The organism is Yinghuangia aomiensis, assembly GCF_039542225.1.
Classification (GTDB): domain Bacteria; phylum Actinomycetota; class Actinomycetes; order Streptomycetales; family Streptomycetaceae; genus Yinghuangia; species Yinghuangia aomiensis.
The window spans coordinates 156,137-172,539 of the sequence record NZ_BAABHS010000020.1; the positions used below are offsets into that span (position 1 = coordinate 156,137).

Genomic DNA, 16,403 nt, shown 5'->3' on the forward strand with positions numbered 1-16,403 from the left:
TGGCGCGGTCCTCCCGGGCCGCCCCGGCGCCGGACGCAGGACCCGCAAGCCACCGGCACCGGCTCCAAGGCCGCCCGGATCACCAGCGATGACGGGGCCCCTTCCAGGCAGGAAGGGGCCCCGTTGTGACTGCCGGGCGGCTGATCGTGGATGGGGGTCAGGAAGCGGTCTGCGAGTGATCGCGGTGGCCACGCGTCCACCACAGGGCGAGCGCGCCCAGCAGGAGCGAGAACACCGCCAACGCGACGAGATATGGCAGACGGCTGCTCGCACCTGTGTGGGCAAGGCTGCCGGGTGCGTTGGCGTCCTGGTCGGTGACCGTCTGCTGACCGTCGTCCTGCGCCGCGGGTGCCTGCGGGGCTGTTTGTTCCGCCGTCGGCGGCGCCGGACTGGACGCGCTCGGGCTTGGGCTCGCGGGGGGTGTACTCGGAGTCTTGGTCGGCGTCGGCGTCGGCGTCGTCGGGGGCGGCGTGACGCTCGCGGGCGGCGTCGGTGTCGGGCTTGTTACGGAGGGGGAGACCGACGGGGTTGCCGGAGGCTTCGGCGTCTTCGGTGCGCAGGCCGTGCCACCGTTCCAGCCTGCGATCAGGTTCGTCGGATACTTGATGCTGGGGTACTTCGGCAAAGGATTCTTCTTGCCGTCGAACTTCGTGTCATTGCCGTACAGGTCAACTTGCCCGTAGCACTTGGGCAGGTGCTTCGAGATGTCCAGCACACCAGTGGGCTTGGCGGATGTGAGCGTCACTGTGTCCATGCCGAGGAAAGCCTGTGTGCCGGACGTCTTCCAGGTCGGGCCCTGGGTGCTGTATGAGGCGAGTGAGACCTTGTACTGGCAGCCCTTCGTGACGTTCCCGGGCACACGGACCTTGAGTTTGCCGGGGAATCCCCCGAGTAGGGCTGAGCGGGTCCATGTCTTGCCGTTGTCTTTCGAGTACTCAATTGCGGCACGGCCGCAACTGGGCTTGGGCGTGGGCTTTTTCGGAGGCTTGGCGGGCTTGGGGGCCGCGGGTTGTTTCGGGGCCTTGGGGGCGGGAGCCGGCGGCCGGGAACCGCTTTCGACCTGGTCGGGCATGGCGGCCGTGGCGCTGTTGTTCTTCGGGTTCCCTTCGATGAGGGAGAAGCCTTTGAGTTCGACCCTTGAACCAACCGTGTGTGAGGTGCCGGTCAGTGCCACTTTGGCCGTCACTTGCAGGGAGTCGCCCCAATTCAGGGCAGGCGGTTCGCACCCGAATGTCCTGCCCGCTTCGCGAATTTCGGCCTTCTTGCACTTGTCCGCCCCGAGGGTCTTGACTCCGTCCCGTTGAGTGGCCATCTGCAGCTGGTCCAACCCGAGGAATTTGACTCCGTCCCCCTGAGCCGTCGCCTCCAGGGTGCTAGCGGATACGGTGTACGGACCGTTGTTTTTGATCGTGAACGTGATCCAACCGACCCGAACTCCCGACTTGGTCTCCTCCTTGTTCAACCATGAGGACGTCAATTGCAGGTCCGCTGTCATGGGATCGTCCGGTCTTTGCGGAAGCTGCAAGAGATCCAGAGCGGCCGGAACTTCGTCGCGTGTACCAGTGTCCGCCTCGGCAGTCGTTGCCATGCCTGCCGAACCGACCAGCAAGAAGCCGCTGAGTGCCACCGCCCCTGCCGCACGTATCGCTGCGTGTTTGCGCGCGCGTGCTCGCATGCTCGGTCCCCTTCACGAGGTGTTGTGTGCTCTGCCCAGGAGCGGCAGAACACGGCAATCACACGGAACGATTGCAGCGGTACGCCGAGTCCGATGGCGTCAGGCGTGTTCTGGCCAGAACGGCGCGCTGGGGGGTGCGAGGCATCCGAAGATTTTGCGTCGTAGTTACTAAAATTTGCCGCCCGCCCTACGGTCGCATGTGGTCGGGTCGGTCGATTGAGGCACTGTGTTGCACATCACATTTCAGTCGAGTCACAGGCGTGTGGCCGAAATCGTCTTATCAGGTAGGTCGTCTATTTGCCGCCTGTCGGCATGGGCGTATCGAACAACCTCGGACAGTCGAGATCGGCCCCGCCCTTGCGGGACTTGGAACTCCGTCCGCGCAGTTCCGACTTCACGGTCCAGGTCGGGGCGCACACGCGGAGGCTTGTACGCAACCGATTGGATAAGCGCATGCCCGTTTTCAATCTGGTGGACGATCCGTGGTTGCACGGAGAGCCGGCGGTTGCGACGGATGGACACTCGGCCGGTCTCGACGGACATGAGTACGGCCTCCGGGAGATGCTCCTCGAATCCCACCGATTCACCGGCTTGACCGTAGAGATTGCGACGATGTTGCCCGCGTTGCTGCGGCAGGTCGTGCTCCCGGTGGTCGTGGACGCACTGGGGCAACCGAAGTCGACCGCAGACTGGCTCGACCGCTTCCGGCGGGGCGCGTTCAGCCCGGCCGAGTGTCAGCGCTTGAGCAGCTACCTCGAGGAATGGCGGGAGCGGTTCGAACTCTTCGACCCGGTGGCGCCGTTCGGACAGGCGGGTGGTCTTCGCACCGCCAAGGGCGACACCAAAGGGGCGGCGCTGATCGTCGCGACCGCAGCCACCGGGAACAACGTGCCTCTGTTCTCGTCGCGCACCGAGGGCGACACCTTGGCGTTGACCCCGGCCGAGGCGGCGAGGTGGCTCCTGCACACCCAGTGCTGGGACACGGCCGCGATCAAGACCGGGGCAGTAGGCGATTCCCAGGCCAAGTTGGGGAAGACGACCGGGAATCCGACGGGCCCTCTGGGCCATCTGGGTGTAGTCGTGCCCCTGGGGCGGACCATGTACGAGACGATCTGCCTGAACATCCCCGTCAATCCGGACGGACGAGCAGACGCGGGCATGCCGCATTGGCGGCGTCAGCCACAAGGCCCCACGTGGACGATCCGAGGCGCGGACGGCGTACTGGACCTTTGGACGTGGCAGTCCCGCCGGATCCGGCTGTTTCCGGAGGATACTCCCGATGGGCCGCGGGTCACCCGGGTCATCGTGGCCGCCGGCGACAGGTTGCGCGAGCTGCCGGATACGGAGCCGCACACCGCGTGGACACTGCCGGCCACCGGCAAAGCAAAGCCCGGAGCGGCACCGGTGCTGCTCCGTCCGCGGCGTCACCAGCCGGGGAGGGCCACATGGCGAGGGCTCGACGCGTTGCTCGCCGTCAGGCGCCACGAGGCACCCGCCACCACGCATAAAGACGGGTTCGCGACCAGCGTCCTTCTGGACCAGCTGCGGGGTGTACTCGACCATCTCCCGCCGGACTATCCGCTCCAGATCGACCTGACCGGCGTGTTCTACGGCAATCAGTCGGCAGTTGTCGACGACATCTTCCACGACGCAACGCCGCTGCCGCTGCAGGCTCTTCCTCAGGATTCCCTGATCCGTGCCACGATCCTCATGGCCACCGAGCAGGCCGAGCAACTCGCCCGCGCCGTCAATACGTTGTCCGCAGATCTGCGGCGCGCGGCCGGCGCCGAGCCGATCCCTTGGGACAAGGGGCAGAGGCCCGGTGAGCTGGTCCTGCACAGGCTGGACCCGCTTGTCCGGCGCATGCTCACCGGTTTGCGCGATGCCGGCGACGACGAAGACCTGATCCAGCGCGGTTGCCTGGCCTGGGAACAACTCGCGTGGCGCCACACCCGGCAGATCGCGGACCGCGTGATCACCACAGCGGTGCCGAGCGCCTTCACCGGGCGGACAGTCGAGCAGAACGGAAGAGAGGTCGTCTTCCGCCTTGGCAGCGCCGCCGCGAACTTCCGCCGCCGGATGCGGGAGATCCTCTGGCACGCGGCCGCGGCCCATTCCGCGGGGCCAACCGTGGACTCCGTGACAGCTTCGACCGAGGACTCGGTGTATGTCTGACAACCCGGGCAAGCCGCTGCGTTACTGGAACCGCTTCACCGCGCCGAACGGGACCTGGCGCACGAACCCCGTCACGGGACTGGCCGAGCCTCCGCCTGGTGAGGATCTGGCCGTGCTGCGCAGGGCATTGTCCGTGCCGCCAGGCACGTCGCTGCCCGTCTGGCGGCTGTGCTCCGCTCCCACCGACGACCGGCTCGCGCGTATCGGGCAGGTGACGCGGGAGCAGAGGGCGGAGCACGCCGCGCTGGGGCTCTACGGCCTGCACCAGCAGTCACAACGCAGTCCCATGCACAAGCGCGGCGTCTCGGTCGGTGTCGCTTTGCGGAACCTGCGCAACTGTGGAACGTACAGCGAGGACGCCGTCGACCGTCGCGTGAACGCCGCCGCGACCGCCACCACCACGTCGGTGCTGGTGACGCGACTGCGCGGCTTGGTGACGCAACTCCGGGGGCAAAGGCTGCCGCTCGACTACGACCTGCTGCTTCGCGACCTGATGGCCTTTGAGCGAGCGGCCGGCCGAGCCACGGTGCGCGAGCGGTGGGGCGCCGCTTACTACGGCTGGCGGGTACCCGCGAAGACCACCGCGTAGTCGCTGCTCGCGTGCCCCGCGGCCGTGCTCCCGGTGGTCGGCCGCCGGGACGACGTCCTTCGAACACATGCCTACCGCACCACCGACTCCGGAGCCCTGCCATGAGTAAAGCGCCTCACGCCTACCTGGACGTCCACATCATCCAGACCGTGCCGCCCGCCAACCTGAACCGCGACGACCAGGGCAACCCCAAGGAGGCCTACTTCGGCGGAGTCCGCCGTGCGCGGGTGTCTTCACAAGCATGGAAACGCGCCACACGGATGGAGCTGGCCGCAGGGCTGCCGGAGTTGGAACGGAGCACCCGCACCAAGAGGATCGTCGTCGAACTGGCCGGCCGACTGCGCCGAACCGGGCTGGACGACGAACAAGCGCAACGCCTCGCGTCCTTCCTGCTGGCGCCGTTGGGGATCAAAGCGGGGAAGAAGGCGGGGGACACCGCCTACCTGCTGTTCTACGGGCATCGTCAGCTGGAGGACATCGTCGATCTCGTCGCCGACCGCGCGATGGCACTGGCGGCGATGGACGACGACGTGTTGACTGCGGAGGTCAAGGGCCTGCCGGTCGTGGACAAGCTCGGCACTGGTCATCCGGCGGAAGTAGCGCTGTTCGGGCGCATGGTCGCGGACATCGCGTCCCTCAATGTGGACGCTTCCGTACAGGTCGCACATGCCCTCTCCACGCACCCGGTGGAGCTGGAATTCGACTACTACACCGCCGTCGACGACCAGAACCAGGTGGGGGAGACCGGCGCCGCGATGATCGGGGACGTCGGCTTCAACTCGGCGACGCTGTACCGCTATGCCACAGTCGCGCTTCACCAGCTGCATCACAACCTCGCCGACTCCGGAGCCGCACTCACCGCCGCGGAGTCCTTCGTGAAGGGCTTCGCCCGCACCATCCCCGCCGGATACCAGAACGCGTTTGCGCACCGCACGCTCCCGAGCGCCATCGTGGTGATGGTCCGGACCGATCAGCCCGTCAACCTGGTGTCCGCGTTCGAGGACCCGGTCACCTCAACAGACGGGATCGCGGCGGCCTCCGCTGTACGACTTGCCGACGAGTACCGCCGCGTCACTGATGCATGGGGGAGCGCTCCCAAGCACTTGGCGGTCTGCCACACTTTCGACGAGAAGTCACCGACGGCGATCCGGATTCGTGAACTTCTCGGTGCGCCCGTACCGTTTCCGCAACTGACCGGTGCTCTGGCACGGCCGCTGGCGGACGCGATGGGATGGGACCTCGGCGCATGACGGCGCCCGAAGATTCCGGCGGGTCGGCCGTGCTGCTGTTGCGGCTGGCCGCGCCGCTCCAGTCGTGGGGATACAGCAGCGTGTTCAACCGCCGCGAGACCCGTGCCGAACCGACGAAGTCCGGCATCATCGGCCTGCTCGCGGCCGCGCAAGGGCGGGCCAGGGAAGACGACATCACCGACTTGGCAGCGGTACGTCTCGGCGTACGCGTCGACCAGCCCGGCACGTTGCTTCGCGACTTCCACACCGTGTCCGACTACCGGGGCCGCCCCCTCCTGCAGTCGGGCGTGAACGCGAAAGGGATCCAAAAACCGACCTCGCCAGCCAAGTACACGCACGTCACCCAGCGGTACTACCTCCAGGACGCCGTCTTCCTGGCCGCCGTCGAAGGGCCGGAGCCGCTTGTCGAGGCACTGGACGACGCCGTCCGCAATCCGGCGTTCCCGCTCTCGCTCGGCCGAAGGTCCTGCGTGCCGACCCAGCCGATCAGCTTGGGACTGCGCCACGGCGGAGTCGACGCGGTGCTGCGCGAGGAACCCTGGCAGGTGTCGAGACACGCCCGCAACGCGCACTGCCGCCGCGTCGGTAGCCGCCCCGCCCGGGTCGATCTGAACGCGACCGTGGACGACACATCCGGAGACGACGTCCTCGCCGACGTGCCGGTCTCCTTCGACCCCTTCCGCCGCGGGTTCACAAGCCGCCGCGTCCGGCACTTGTGGCTGTCCGCCCCCACCGGCATCCGGAACCCCGACGACCCGGACCAATCAGCGTCCGGTCACGACCCGTTCGCCCTCCTGGGGTGGTGACACAGCATGCCTTACCTTTCCCGGATACGCATCAACCCGCTGCGCGCCGCGAGCAGCAAGATCCTCGCCAGTCCCCGTGCCATGCGCGGTCTGGTCATGGGCGGGATCCCGGGCAACCCGCTCGACGAGCGCGTCCTGTGGCGGCTCGACACCGACAACCCCCGACGGCCGCAGCTGTACGTCCTCAGCCGATCGAAGCCCGACTGGACGCACGCCGTCGAGTCCGCCGGCTGGCCGGACGCCGGCGGCGACCACGCACTGGTCACCGACTACACGCCGCTCTTGGCACGCATCGAGGTCGGACGCCGGTTCGCGTTCCGGCTCACTGCCAACCCGGTCCAGAACACCTTCGCCCCGCAGAAACCCTCTGCGGGTCAGCAACTACTCCTCGAGGCCGGCCGACCGGCACGGGCTTTCCGCATCGGTCACCGGACTGCCGCAGCCCAACTGCACTGGTTCCTCGAACGCACCGAACGGTGGGGTTTCACCGTCCCCGAAGCCCGCACCGACCTGGCCGCAGCGAAGCCGCAGGACAACGCCTCCGACGCGAACGCAGCCTCACCTCGCGAGGTCCGCTTCGTGGCTCGACAGCGCACCAGCTTCAGCAAGGGGGCCGGCAAACCCGTGGTTCTGCATACCGTCACCTTCGAGGGCGCACTCGAGATCACCGATGCCGCAACATTCACGACCCACCTGCTCGAAGGCATAGGACCGGCCAAGGCATACGGCTGCGGACTGCTCACGTTGGCTCCGTTGACCGCCAGCACCTAGCGAGACCTGCATGTGCGGTACCCGCAGGTGGTCGCCGAGGTTGACGCCCAGCGGCAGCGCCGCGGCGAACGCCGCGGACTGGGCCCCGTACATGCGCCGCAGTCGGATCCGCGCGGTAGCGGCGAGGTTGTCCACCGCGGCGCTGGCCAACGGCACGGCGTCTTCGTCCAGCACGGTCGCCGTCAGCAGCAGAACCGCACCAGCCCGGCACCGGTCGCCTCCTCGCGCGCGGACTGGTCCGCCGCGCGCAGGTCCACCGAGTCACGGGCCTGGGCGATACGGGCTTGCCGGGCTCGGAACAGCGCATCCTTGTGGTCGCGTTCGACCAGCCGCGCCGACTCCGACGGACTGTGTGGGCGGTACAGCAGCGTCACGCGCTTGCGAACGATGTCCGGCTGCAGCGCGACCATACGCGACAGCACGGTGGAGAACACCTTGCCGCGCGGGGCGTCGGTCATCGACCAGGTAATGGAGAACGCGCCGTCGTGCCGGTAGTGGTCCCAGCCCTCCTGTGCGGCGATCGCACCGGCTTCGTCCCAGCGCAGCGCGAAGTCGGCGCCATCGTGCGCCTGGTCGACGAGGACGCCGACCTCCGGGTCGTAGACCACCCGGACCATCTCGGCGAGTTCCCCGGCGGTCATGGGCTCCGCGGGACCGGCCCCGGTCATGCCGAGCCCGCCAGCCAGTCCGGGGAGGCGGGTGCCGATCTCCGCCGCCATGTCGGCGACTCCGCCGCGCGCGCCGTACTCCCGCTCGGCGTACGTCAGCACCACGCGGGAGGTGATCTCCGCGGAGCCCAGCGGGTAGTCGTACATCACCTGGTTGAGGACGGCCCGGGCCAGGTCGGGCGCGGACGGGTCGATGTTGCCGAGGACTTCCTTGCGGAGCCGCTCGCCGGTGTCCGGTGCCGACTCGATGCTCACCGACGCCGAGACCAGGCCGGGTTCGTAGGCGAGACCGGCCAGCCACTGGCCCCAGTAGGCGACCCAGGTGTCCACCTGGACCGGGTCCACCAGAGACGCGTCGGCCGAGCAGGACAGGACCACGGAGTGCTGGGCCGTGGTGGGGTTGCTGATGAGCGCGAAGGGGGCGCCGTACGCGTCGGAGAAGTCGCGCACGGCCAAACCCGCCAGGACGCCCGGAAGCCAGCATGTACGCTCCGGCGCCCGCCCGCCCGACAGGTCCGGACCTGTACAGGTGCTGGCCCAATGTCAAGCCGCGGAACCACGCCGTGCGGGAGCCTACCCACTGGAATCCGTTGCGTCGGTGCGGATCACGGATCATCAGCGGCGCCACCACGATTGCGACCATCAGCGCGATCGTGAGCGACATCATCATGCTCACGACGATGCCGACCAGGCCACCGAGCACGACGAGCGATCCGCCCATGCCCAGCTTGCCGAAGCCCGGCGACGTTGGCTTGCGCCAGTTCCCGTAGGTGCGGATGTCGGATTCGGACATGTGCGTCTCCTACGCCGTCGGATGGGCCGGAGAACGCGCCCTGCCGTGCCGCTAGGACCTGGCGGCATCTCGCCGCCGCCCCCGGTGCCGCCGGAACTACCCCTGCCGCCTGTACCCCCCCGAACTGTCCAGGCCCATACGGGCGTTCAGCAGCGACGGCAGCGTGCCGTTGCGTGACGCGCTCTCCGCCTCGGCAGGGGTGATCGGGTTGTCGATGCGGCCCCAGCTGCGCTCTTGGACGTAGTTGCCGACCTGCACGAGCTGCGCCTGGCCCGCCCCACCGGCGCTGGAGACCACGTCGGCTGCACGCTGCTGCGCGGCGTTGTGCGCCGATTCGACAGCGTCGTATTCGTCGCTGCTCATGTTCGTGTCTCCTTGCGCGTGAAGCCACTGGATTTTCTTTTCGCCCGCGTCGACGAGGACCGCGGCACCGCTGGTGCTGCCGTCCGGGCCTTGGTATGCATCGGTGTCGACAGCACCGCCGGGCAGCGGATCCGGTAGACCGATACGCGGGTCGCTCTGCCCGAGGTTTCCGGCGGCGAGGTCCGTAGGGCTCCCGGCGTCGCCGACCGAACCGGCCGGGTGCGCGAGCGCTCGGCCGCCGCCTCGGCGTACCAAGGCCGATCCCGCATGACTACCGCCACCGCCGCCGCGGTCCGGCGCCACGGGCACGCTCCCGGCGGCGCCGCCTCCACCGCCCGCCGGACCGGCGGCGCCGCGCGCTCCCAGGCCGCGAGGCCGCTCGTCGCACCCCACCCGACGCCGCCGACCGCCAGCGCGCCGGACCGCGAGACCGGCCCGGGCGGCGCCTGCGGTCTGCTCGGTCGACCCGGCGGCATGCGACATGAACGGTGCAGCCGCCCGCATCGTCGCGGGCAGCACCATCGTGATCAGGCACAAAATGATCAGGCCGCGCCATGTCGCCGCGGCGCCGGTCAGCTCGGTGTTGCTGGTACCGATGAGGATCTCGCGGTAGCCGATGACCAGCATCAGCCCCATCAGGTCCAGAATGAAGATCCACACCATCAACCGGATGAACTGCTCCTTGAGCGCCTGCTTGCCGCTCTCCCCCAGCGCGGCCGCGGCCGCGCTGGGGGGCATGGTGCCGAGGTAGTAGACGATGAGGAAGTACCGGATCACCATGTGCACGTAGAGCACCAGCGACGCGCAGATGACGATGATCCCGCCGACGACGTCGAGGAGATGGAAGTCGTCGCCGCTGTTGATCCCGGCGAGCATCTCCCATATCCCGGTGGTCAGCGCACTTTCCGCGGGTTTGTTGGGCTGCTGCATCCCGGTTTGGATGATGTAGTCGAAGAACGCCCGGGACGTCTTGAGCATCATGTCCGCGAAGAGCACCAGAAGTCCCGAGACGAGCGTGAACGTCACCAGGGACTTGAAAAGTTCCTTGGCCAGGCTTGCCATCGCGCGCGAACGCCATCCGGATCACGGCGATCAGCACCGACAGGATCAGGAAGAAGTACACCACGATGTTGGTGTACTGCGTGATGTAGCCGACGGTGCCGTTCCCGGAACCGTCGCCCTTCCCCACCTGCGGGTCGCCGAGCGTGGCCCACCAGGTGAAGACGCTGCGAGCCATATCGAAGACCTGGTATTTCACCCAGCCGGGGAAGTCAAGCATCCAATCTGGGCTCTTCACCTCAGCGGCCTTGCTCCGGCAGAAACCGGTCGGCTCCCCCCACCCGTCGCAGCCGTTCTCCGGCGTGTTGCCATATGCGTCGAAGGCATCGGCGTTGCACTGAGCCTGCAAGTCCCCGACCGAGTACTTCAAGGCGGCGCAGTCGTCAGCAGGCAACATCGGTGCTCGGGGCGCGACCGGGCGAACCGGTGGTCCGGTTGATACCTGGGCCTGCGCCTGCGCGCCGACGGTCCCGGTGAGCGCCAACAGTGGGGCTGCCAGGGCCAAGACGACGAGGGCACCGCGGCCGAGTCGGCTGCGGTGGCGGGGTCCGATCATCAGGAACCACCGGCCTGCCACGGTGTGAAGCCGCTCAAACTCGACTCCTTCTGGACCATGGATGCCTGCGCGCCGGAGGCTTGGACTTGCAGCCGCCAGCCACCGTTGACCCATTTGACGGTGTAGAGCGCACTGACCAACTGGAGGTCGCCGTCGGTGCCGCGCATCAGCTCGACGGCGGCGGCATCGTCCGTGTAGCTGACGAACTTGAACGCGACAAGCTGCATGACAGTGCCAGTGCCGCTGGGCTGCGAGGTGGCAGCAGCGGCCTCGGCGGAGGCTCGTACCGTGCGGGCCGCGTCGCGTTCCGGACCTGGGGCCAGCGAACGCTCCATGAGAAGCTTCCAGTTGTCGGAGAACGAATAGCGTGCACTGATCTGTGCGGTGGCGAGCAGCGCGGCGATAGGCGTGCGCGCGAAGCAGCGCACTACATCACCCTCGGCACGCACCGAGCCTGCGGACTCCGACATCGGCAGCAACGACTCATGGTAGAGCGACCACGTCACACCGGCTGGCGCCAATGCGGGCACGCCATGGTCCTTGGCGCCGAGCGCCGGACATGGCGTTGCGGGGGCGGCTGACAGCAGAAGCGACGCAGACGAGGGGCCTGCGGCAACGTCGGTATCGGAGTCGTCCCCGGGGCCGCAGTCGTCCATGGCCCCCGCCGTCATCCCTCCGCCGCTCGGCCGCCGTCGCCCTGAGTACCAGAGCGGCCACCGCCGACGAGGGCGATACGCCGAACACGAGCATGGCGACGATGAACCCGGAAGCTGTCAAGAACCCACGTGCCTGGAAAGGATTTTCGGCCTGGGGACGGCGGCTTCGCGCCGTCCGCCGCCAACAGAGCCATGCGCTACTCCGTGGAGTCCGAGGCTAATTGAAGGCGTCGACGATCGACGACGCGCTGCCAATGACCACGGCGCCGCCGATGACCCAGCCCACGCGACCCAGCGCCTGGAAGCCCTTACCCGAGATCTACGACCAGCCATCATCGCGCCGCAGCCGATGAGTCCCACCATCACAACCGTCCATGCCCCCAACTGAACCCAGCCGAGCATGTCGTGCAACTTGTTAAGGATGCTGCTGTCGATGCCGACATTGTTGCTCGGGGAAAACGGCTGTTTCGTGTCGGGGGTGGCAGTCGGGGGAGGCAGCGGAACCGGGTCCTTGCCAGGCATCGCGAGGTAGATCCGGATGCTGAGATCCAGCATCGATCCGGCCATGGAATCCTCCGAATATTTTCACTCATCAACGGGACGCCACCGGTGTCCCAGGGCCCGGAGTCGACGGGCCAGTCTGTCGAAGCTATCTCCTGGCCCGCGGTTTCCGGAAAGCCGGATCACGCGGAATGCAGGCACCCGAGCATGGGCGATTCAAGCGGGATCCTGGCGGGTTGCAATCGCGAGAATAGATTTAGCTCAAGGGATGAAGCGTGCAGAAGATAAAGGAAGAAAGAAACGATATTCGGCTTTGGCAGATGCCGGAACCATCGTCCCCGCGGAGGCGTGCACCGCCGCCAGGACAAGACGTCAGGAGGGCCGGCGGTCCGTGCGTAGCATCGGCTCGGCGAGATCACATGTAGTTCCGGCCCCGTCAGGGCGGATCCAGCGCTTGACACCTGGCCCCCGCGGCGGCGGGTGGCCCGCGTACACTGACGCGGTAATCGTGCGTCGTCGGTGGGTGGGTTGTCCCAACTCGTGGCAGCGATCCAGAGACTGCCCGCATAGGTGGGGACTGCCTGCTCCACGACATGCCAGGCCGGTTCAGTTTGAGGTTGGCCCCGCGTCCGGGGATTGCCCGCCGAACACCTCTTCTTTCTCTCTGTCACCGTAGTTGGCCCCGTAAACTCGGGGATTGGCTCTCGCGGTCCCCGGGCGGTCGCGCGCCGAGTTGTCCGGCGCCTACACCGCCCGGCGGCGCTGTGCCGACGCTCGCGACACCACGCTGACACCACGTCGATCGTGGCGAGGAGGCTCGTGCACTGTGGTGCGTCGCCGGACTGTCCGGCGACCCAACTGACGCGTGCCTCGCCGCGAGCCGGCTGGGCTTGTTGTCCCTCACCTTGCCGTGATCCCGCCACGTCCGTGAACTCGTCCGCTCGACCACCCAGCGTTCAGGCAGGACGACAAACCCTTTTTGCCCTTCGGCCGCGGGTCGACAGAGCGTCGTCGCTGCGCGGCTAGTTCAGCACCCGAGGCGCGGCCACCCGTCGATCTCTTGGCTGCGGCGTGGCTACACTGACGGACGGTCGGCAGCCGGATTTCTTCAACTGCCGGCTTGGCGTAGCTTTTCAAGTGGTCAAGGGAGCATCCGAAAGGTCGGGATCGCTCGCTTCGCGATACGGCGCGCCTGGTTTGGTTTGGGATCGGCCCCGCGCTCGGGGATTGCTCGCCGAATACCTCTTCATCTTTGCCGTTGTCCTCGTCGGCACGCATTGCATACGCGGGGATTGGACTGCGTTGACCGGTGTCATATTCGCGCCGGTCACCCTTCTGCCTCCCAACGCAGCCATGAACGGAGAGGTCTGCTCTCACGTACACGAACAGCCAAGTGACGAACGGACTTTCATGCCCAACGCACCCGGCGCGATGGAGCCGCCCCGCCTGTCGGTGATCACCGCATTGCACGCACCCGCGGTTCGGTATCTGCCGGACGCTGCGGCCTCGCTGGCCCAGCAGGAGACGCGGCTCGACTGGATCATCTGCTTCGACGGCGACGCGGCTCCGCCCGATGTCGTAACGGCGGTCGAGGAGTGCCGCGCTCTGGTCCCGAGCGTGACGCTGGTGGCGAGCGGCCGTGCCGCGGGGCCTTCGACGGCACGCTCGGTCGCGCTCGGGTACGTGCGTACGCCGTGGACTGCGGTGCTGGATGCGGATGACGTCTGGCTACCGCGCGGCTTGGACCGGCTGCTGGCGGTCGCCGATTTCTGTGCGGCGCCCTGGTGCGCGGGGCTGACGGTCGACCTGCTGCCGGACGGCTCGCGTGTGCCCTTCCCCGACTACTTGCGCGATGGCCCGGTGCCGATCGGATCGGTGGCCGAGGCGTATGAAGACATGGGCTTCCTGCCCTTCCATGGGTGCGCGGTTCTTTGGAACACCGCGGTGCTGTGGCGGTTGGGCGGCTGGCCGGCATTGCCGACCAGCGAGGACACCGCCCTGGTCCTCGCCGCGAGTGAGCGATTCGAGGGCTGGTACCACGGAGGCAGTCCGGTGTACGGCTACCGCCGACACGACGACCAGACCACCGCCGCCCCTGCCTACCCCGCGCGACGCAGGTTGGTACGCGAGCACATGCGTCACTGGATCGCGGCCTTACGCAGTGAAGTTCCCTCAGGCCCGCGGTTGTCGGCTTTGGAGCGCTCCGAGTCGCCACTGCACTGAAACCGGCCGTCGGGTGCACGCGTAACGTCACCGGGCCGACAGGGTTCTCGCGTGCGCCTCCGACCTCGTGAAGGTCTGAACGCCCTGGTGACGGTGCGGCGGTAGGCAGCCGCGAGGGCAGGACATCGTGCGGCACTCGCGAACCTCATCAGCGACCACTACCACGAACGCCCAACCCAACAGGTCTCTAACCGCGCGTCATCTCGTGGATGGTGACGATGGCCGGCCGACGCGGGGCGGCCTTCTTGATGGTGCGGACGAGGTGCATGGCTATGGTGAACTCGGGCCGTACGGTCACGGGTCCTGATTTACTCGCTGACCGTGGGTTCGAAGCGTGTGGCGTGGAACCGTTTCGCGGGCCGCGCGTCACATCCGTGTGAATGGTTCAAACGACATGACCAGGAGCAGCGGGATGTTCGGGTCGAAGACGAGGTGGCGTTGCCACGGGCGGGCGGTGGGCGCGGCACTGCTCGCGCTCGCCGCCGCGGGGTGCAGCAGCGGAGGGTCCCCGGCCGTCACGGCTACGGCTACGGCCACGGCCACGGCTACGGCCACGGCCACGGCTACGGCTACGGCCACGGCCACGGCCACGGCCACGGCCACGGCTACGGCCACGGCCACGGCCACGGCCAATGCACCATACGAGTATCAGCTGCAAACGTTCAGCAACGGGCATGTGCAGTTCTCCTTCCGTCTGGGACCCGGCGAGGAGTTCGCGGCGCCCCCGGTCGATGCGTCCGCGGAGCCGTCACCGACCGAACCCGTGCAGCTCACCCTCACGCGGAACGGCACCCAGGTCGTGTCGGTCACCGCGTACGCGGCGGACGCGCCTCTCGCGCACGCGAACACCGGTCTGGCCAACGGGCGGTACGGCGTATACCGCACAACGGCCGACATTCCCGCCGACGAGTTGGCGTCCGCGACTCACGCGCAGACCGCGCTCGGCGACGCCACCGTGTTCACACACCCGTATGACGAGTGCACAAACTCATGCAAGCACTGGACCGTTCCGGTCGCCGTGATCACGGTCGCGCATCCGAAGGACCCTGGATTCCCCACCCTCGTCATCGCCGCGAATCACGGCGAGATCGACGTCGACGGACTCCGCTCGCTCCTGACCCGTCTGGCGTCGTGATCGATCGGCGCCGTCGACCGCCTCGGCCTCGTCCAACGCGCCGACATCGTCTGGCACAAGCCCAACTCAATGCCCGAATCCATCGCCGACCGACCGCGTCACCGCCAGCCACCAGACGATCCGGCACTTCACTTGAGAGTCCCGCTTGAGGGGCCCCATTCGCGTTTGAAGGTGGAGCATCTCTGGGCCAATTTCCCCAGCGCGGGAACCACGGTGGCAATCTGAGCCAGTCGGGGCGGCAAGGCCGAGGTCGCATCGTGGTCAGAACCCGCCCTGCGTGACGGTCTGGGCGTGGGCGATCCCCTTGCGCCAAGGCGGCCGATCTCGGGCCCACGGTTCGTCGTGACGTGCGCCGGAACGGTGAGGCCAAGCTTGTTGCCAGGCCTTGCATTGACGTAGGCCTTTGCCTGCTGCTCGCCCACGCCCGCAGCACTGACGAGGCCGCCCCTAATGTGGTCTATGTACGCCGCGTTCGGCTCATTGTGTTCGACCTCGTCAGCGCGGAACAGGGCGCTGAATGTGAGAACCGGTTCGTCGTCGATGTTGCCGAGGTGGAACACGACGCCGTACGGCCTGGGCGAGACCTGGACGGCACCGTGCTCGATCACCTGATCGATATCGACACGGACGAGGTTTTGAGCGTTGAGTTCCTGGTCCACCACGTCGCTGAACAGGCTTCTTGACTGCACGGTGCATACGGATCGCTGCCTTGGTCATCAGCCCGCCGCGAGACCGGCGAAGGCAAGGTCGCCCGGCTCGGCGGTCCTTTCGTGGCGTCGGCGGGGTGCTGATGGGCGCGGAGGATGGCGGATCTCGCCACTCGATATTGGTGCGGCCGTGGCTAGCTCCCGCAGAACTCCCGCTCGGCCTCGAACGGGTCGTCCGGGATGCGTAGATTCGTGCGGCTGACCGCCCCGGTCAAGTTTTTCCAGAAGCGTCGCAGCGTCACGGGCTTCTCGACCGAGTCCTGGAGTTCCTTGAGCCGTCCGCAGGACAGCGCGTTGCGGGCAGCGACGACGGCCTCCTGGTTTACCTGTGGATCATTGGTGATCCGGGGGGTCTGATGCACGATCGGGTGACATCTGAACTGGCTTGCCCTGTGGGGTAGGTGGGAAGGATGTCGTTGTGCCGAAGCCCTATCCGGATGAGTTCCGCGAAGATGTCGTGCGGGTCGCTAGGAACC

The 16,403-nt window shown here is 67.5% G+C and carries 14 protein-coding genes; 7 read left to right on the forward strand and 7 right to left on the reverse strand.

The features are described 5' to 3' along the window. Window positions 1–157: 157 nt before the first annotated feature. Window positions 158–1,675: a hypothetical protein gene (locus ABEA93_RS26505; RefSeq protein ID WP_345678293.1), complete on the reverse strand. Its 1,518-nt coding sequence runs from the start codon at window positions 1,673–1,675 to the stop codon at window positions 158–160. Window positions 1,676–2,128: 453 nt separating this feature from the next. Here ABEA93_RS26505 and casA point away from each other — a divergent pair, with 453 nt between their 5' ends. From casA to cas6e, 5 genes are all read left to right on the forward strand, one after another. Beyond that, entirely contained in the window at window positions 2,129–3,850 is a 1,722-nt protein-coding gene (casA, locus tag ABEA93_RS26510; RefSeq protein WP_345678294.1) for a type I-E CRISPR-associated protein Cse1/CasA, read from the forward strand. Next, window positions 3,843–4,439: a type I-E CRISPR-associated protein Cse2/CasB gene (casB, locus tag ABEA93_RS26515; protein WP_345678295.1), complete on the forward strand. Its 597-nt coding sequence runs from the start codon at window positions 3,843–3,845 to the stop codon at window positions 4,437–4,439. The genes casA and casB overlap by 8 nt, the downstream gene beginning before the upstream one ends. A gap of 101 nt (window positions 4,440–4,540) precedes the next feature. Then, window positions 4,541–5,689, forward strand: a complete 1,149-nt coding sequence (gene cas7e, locus ABEA93_RS26520; protein WP_345678296.1) for a type I-E CRISPR-associated protein Cas7/Cse4/CasC — start codon at window positions 4,541–4,543, stop codon at window positions 5,687–5,689. Further along, the gene (gene cas5e, locus ABEA93_RS26525; protein WP_345678297.1) at window positions 5,686–6,495 is read left to right on the forward strand and encodes a type I-E CRISPR-associated protein Cas5/CasD; all 810 of its coding nucleotides are present in this window, start codon (window positions 5,686–5,688) and stop codon (window positions 6,493–6,495) included. The genes cas7e and cas5e overlap by 4 nt, the downstream gene beginning before the upstream one ends. 6 nt (window positions 6,496–6,501) lie before the next feature. Next, window positions 6,502–7,266, forward strand: a complete 765-nt coding sequence (cas6e, locus tag ABEA93_RS26530) for a type I-E CRISPR-associated protein Cas6/Cse3/CasE (protein WP_345678298.1) — start codon at window positions 6,502–6,504, stop codon at window positions 7,264–7,266. A gap of 182 nt (window positions 7,267–7,448) precedes the next feature. Here cas6e and ABEA93_RS26535 read toward each other — a convergent pair whose 3' ends face one another. From ABEA93_RS26535 to ABEA93_RS26545, 3 genes are all read right to left on the reverse strand, one after another. After that, entirely contained in the window at window positions 7,449–8,384 is a 936-nt protein-coding gene (locus ABEA93_RS26535) for an SCO6880 family protein (protein WP_345678299.1), read from the reverse strand. Between the two features lie 439 nt (window positions 8,385–8,823). Next, window positions 8,824–10,152, reverse strand: a complete 1,329-nt coding sequence (locus tag ABEA93_RS26540; protein WP_345678300.1) for a hypothetical protein — start codon at window positions 10,150–10,152, stop codon at window positions 8,824–8,826. A 552-nt stretch (window positions 10,153–10,704) separates the two neighbouring features. Beyond that, complete coding sequence (locus ABEA93_RS26545; protein WP_345678301.1) at window positions 10,705–11,361, reverse strand: DUF8175 domain-containg protein; 657 nt, start codon at window positions 11,359–11,361, stop codon at window positions 10,705–10,707. A 1,911-nt stretch (window positions 11,362–13,272) separates the two neighbouring features. Here ABEA93_RS26545 and ABEA93_RS26550 point away from each other — a divergent pair. Next, the gene (locus ABEA93_RS26550) at window positions 13,273–14,085 is read left to right on the forward strand and encodes a glycosyltransferase family 2 protein (RefSeq protein WP_345678302.1); all 813 of its coding nucleotides are present in this window, start codon (window positions 13,273–13,275) and stop codon (window positions 14,083–14,085) included. A 366-nt stretch (window positions 14,086–14,451) separates the two neighbouring features. Here the strand turns inward: ABEA93_RS26550 and ABEA93_RS26555 are convergent, their stop codons facing one another. Next, a complete protein-coding gene (locus ABEA93_RS26555; RefSeq protein WP_345678303.1) occupies window positions 14,452–14,712 on the reverse strand; it encodes a hypothetical protein in 261 nt (86 codons plus the stop codon). A gap of 49 nt (window positions 14,713–14,761) precedes the next feature. Between ABEA93_RS26555 and ABEA93_RS26560 the strand changes: the two genes are divergently transcribed. Then, entirely contained in the window at window positions 14,762–15,220 is a 459-nt protein-coding gene (locus ABEA93_RS26560; RefSeq protein ID WP_345678304.1) for a hypothetical protein, read from the forward strand. Window positions 15,221–15,348: 128 nt separating this feature from the next. On the opposite strand, the gene ABEA93_RS26565 is transcribed toward ABEA93_RS26560, so the two are convergent. After that, the gene (locus ABEA93_RS26565) at window positions 15,349–15,882 is read right to left on the reverse strand and encodes a hypothetical protein (protein WP_345678305.1); all 534 of its coding nucleotides are present in this window, start codon (window positions 15,880–15,882) and stop codon (window positions 15,349–15,351) included. A gap of 179 nt (window positions 15,883–16,061) precedes the next feature. Continuing rightward, window positions 16,062–16,289 (reverse strand): arabinofuranosyltransferase AftB family protein, encoded by a 228-nt coding sequence (locus ABEA93_RS26570; protein ID WP_345678306.1) that lies wholly within the window; start codon window positions 16,287–16,289, stop codon window positions 16,062–16,064. Between the last annotated feature and the right edge of the window lie 114 nt (window positions 16,290–16,403).

Excerpts from the sequence above, each read along its gene's own strand:
- ABEA93_RS26505 (WP_345678293.1), bottom strand. The coding sequence starts at position 1,675 with ATGCGAGCACGCGCGCGCAAACACGCAGCGATACGTGCGGCAGGGGCG.
- casA (WP_345678294.1), top strand. The coding sequence starts at position 2,129 with ATGCCCGTTTTCAATCTGGTGGACGATCCGTGGTTGCACGGAGAGCCG.
- casB (WP_345678295.1), top strand. The coding sequence starts at position 3,843 with ATGTCTGACAACCCGGGCAAGCCGCTGCGTTACTGGAACCGCTTCACC.
- cas7e (WP_345678296.1), top strand. The coding sequence starts at position 4,541 with ATGAGTAAAGCGCCTCACGCCTACCTGGACGTCCACATCATCCAGACC.
- cas5e (WP_345678297.1), top strand. The coding sequence starts at position 5,686 with ATGACGGCGCCCGAAGATTCCGGCGGGTCGGCCGTGCTGCTGTTGCGG.
- cas6e (WP_345678298.1), top strand. The coding sequence starts at position 6,502 with ATGCCTTACCTTTCCCGGATACGCATCAACCCGCTGCGCGCCGCGAGC.
- ABEA93_RS26540 (WP_345678300.1), bottom strand. The coding sequence starts at position 10,152 with ATGGCAAGCCTGGCCAAGGAACTTTTCAAGTCCCTGGTGACGTTCACG.
- ABEA93_RS26545 (WP_345678301.1), bottom strand. The coding sequence starts at position 11,361 with ATGGACGACTGCGGCCCCGGGGACGACTCCGATACCGACGTTGCCGCA.
- ABEA93_RS26550 (WP_345678302.1), top strand. The coding sequence starts at position 13,273 with ATGCCCAACGCACCCGGCGCGATGGAGCCGCCCCGCCTGTCGGTGATC.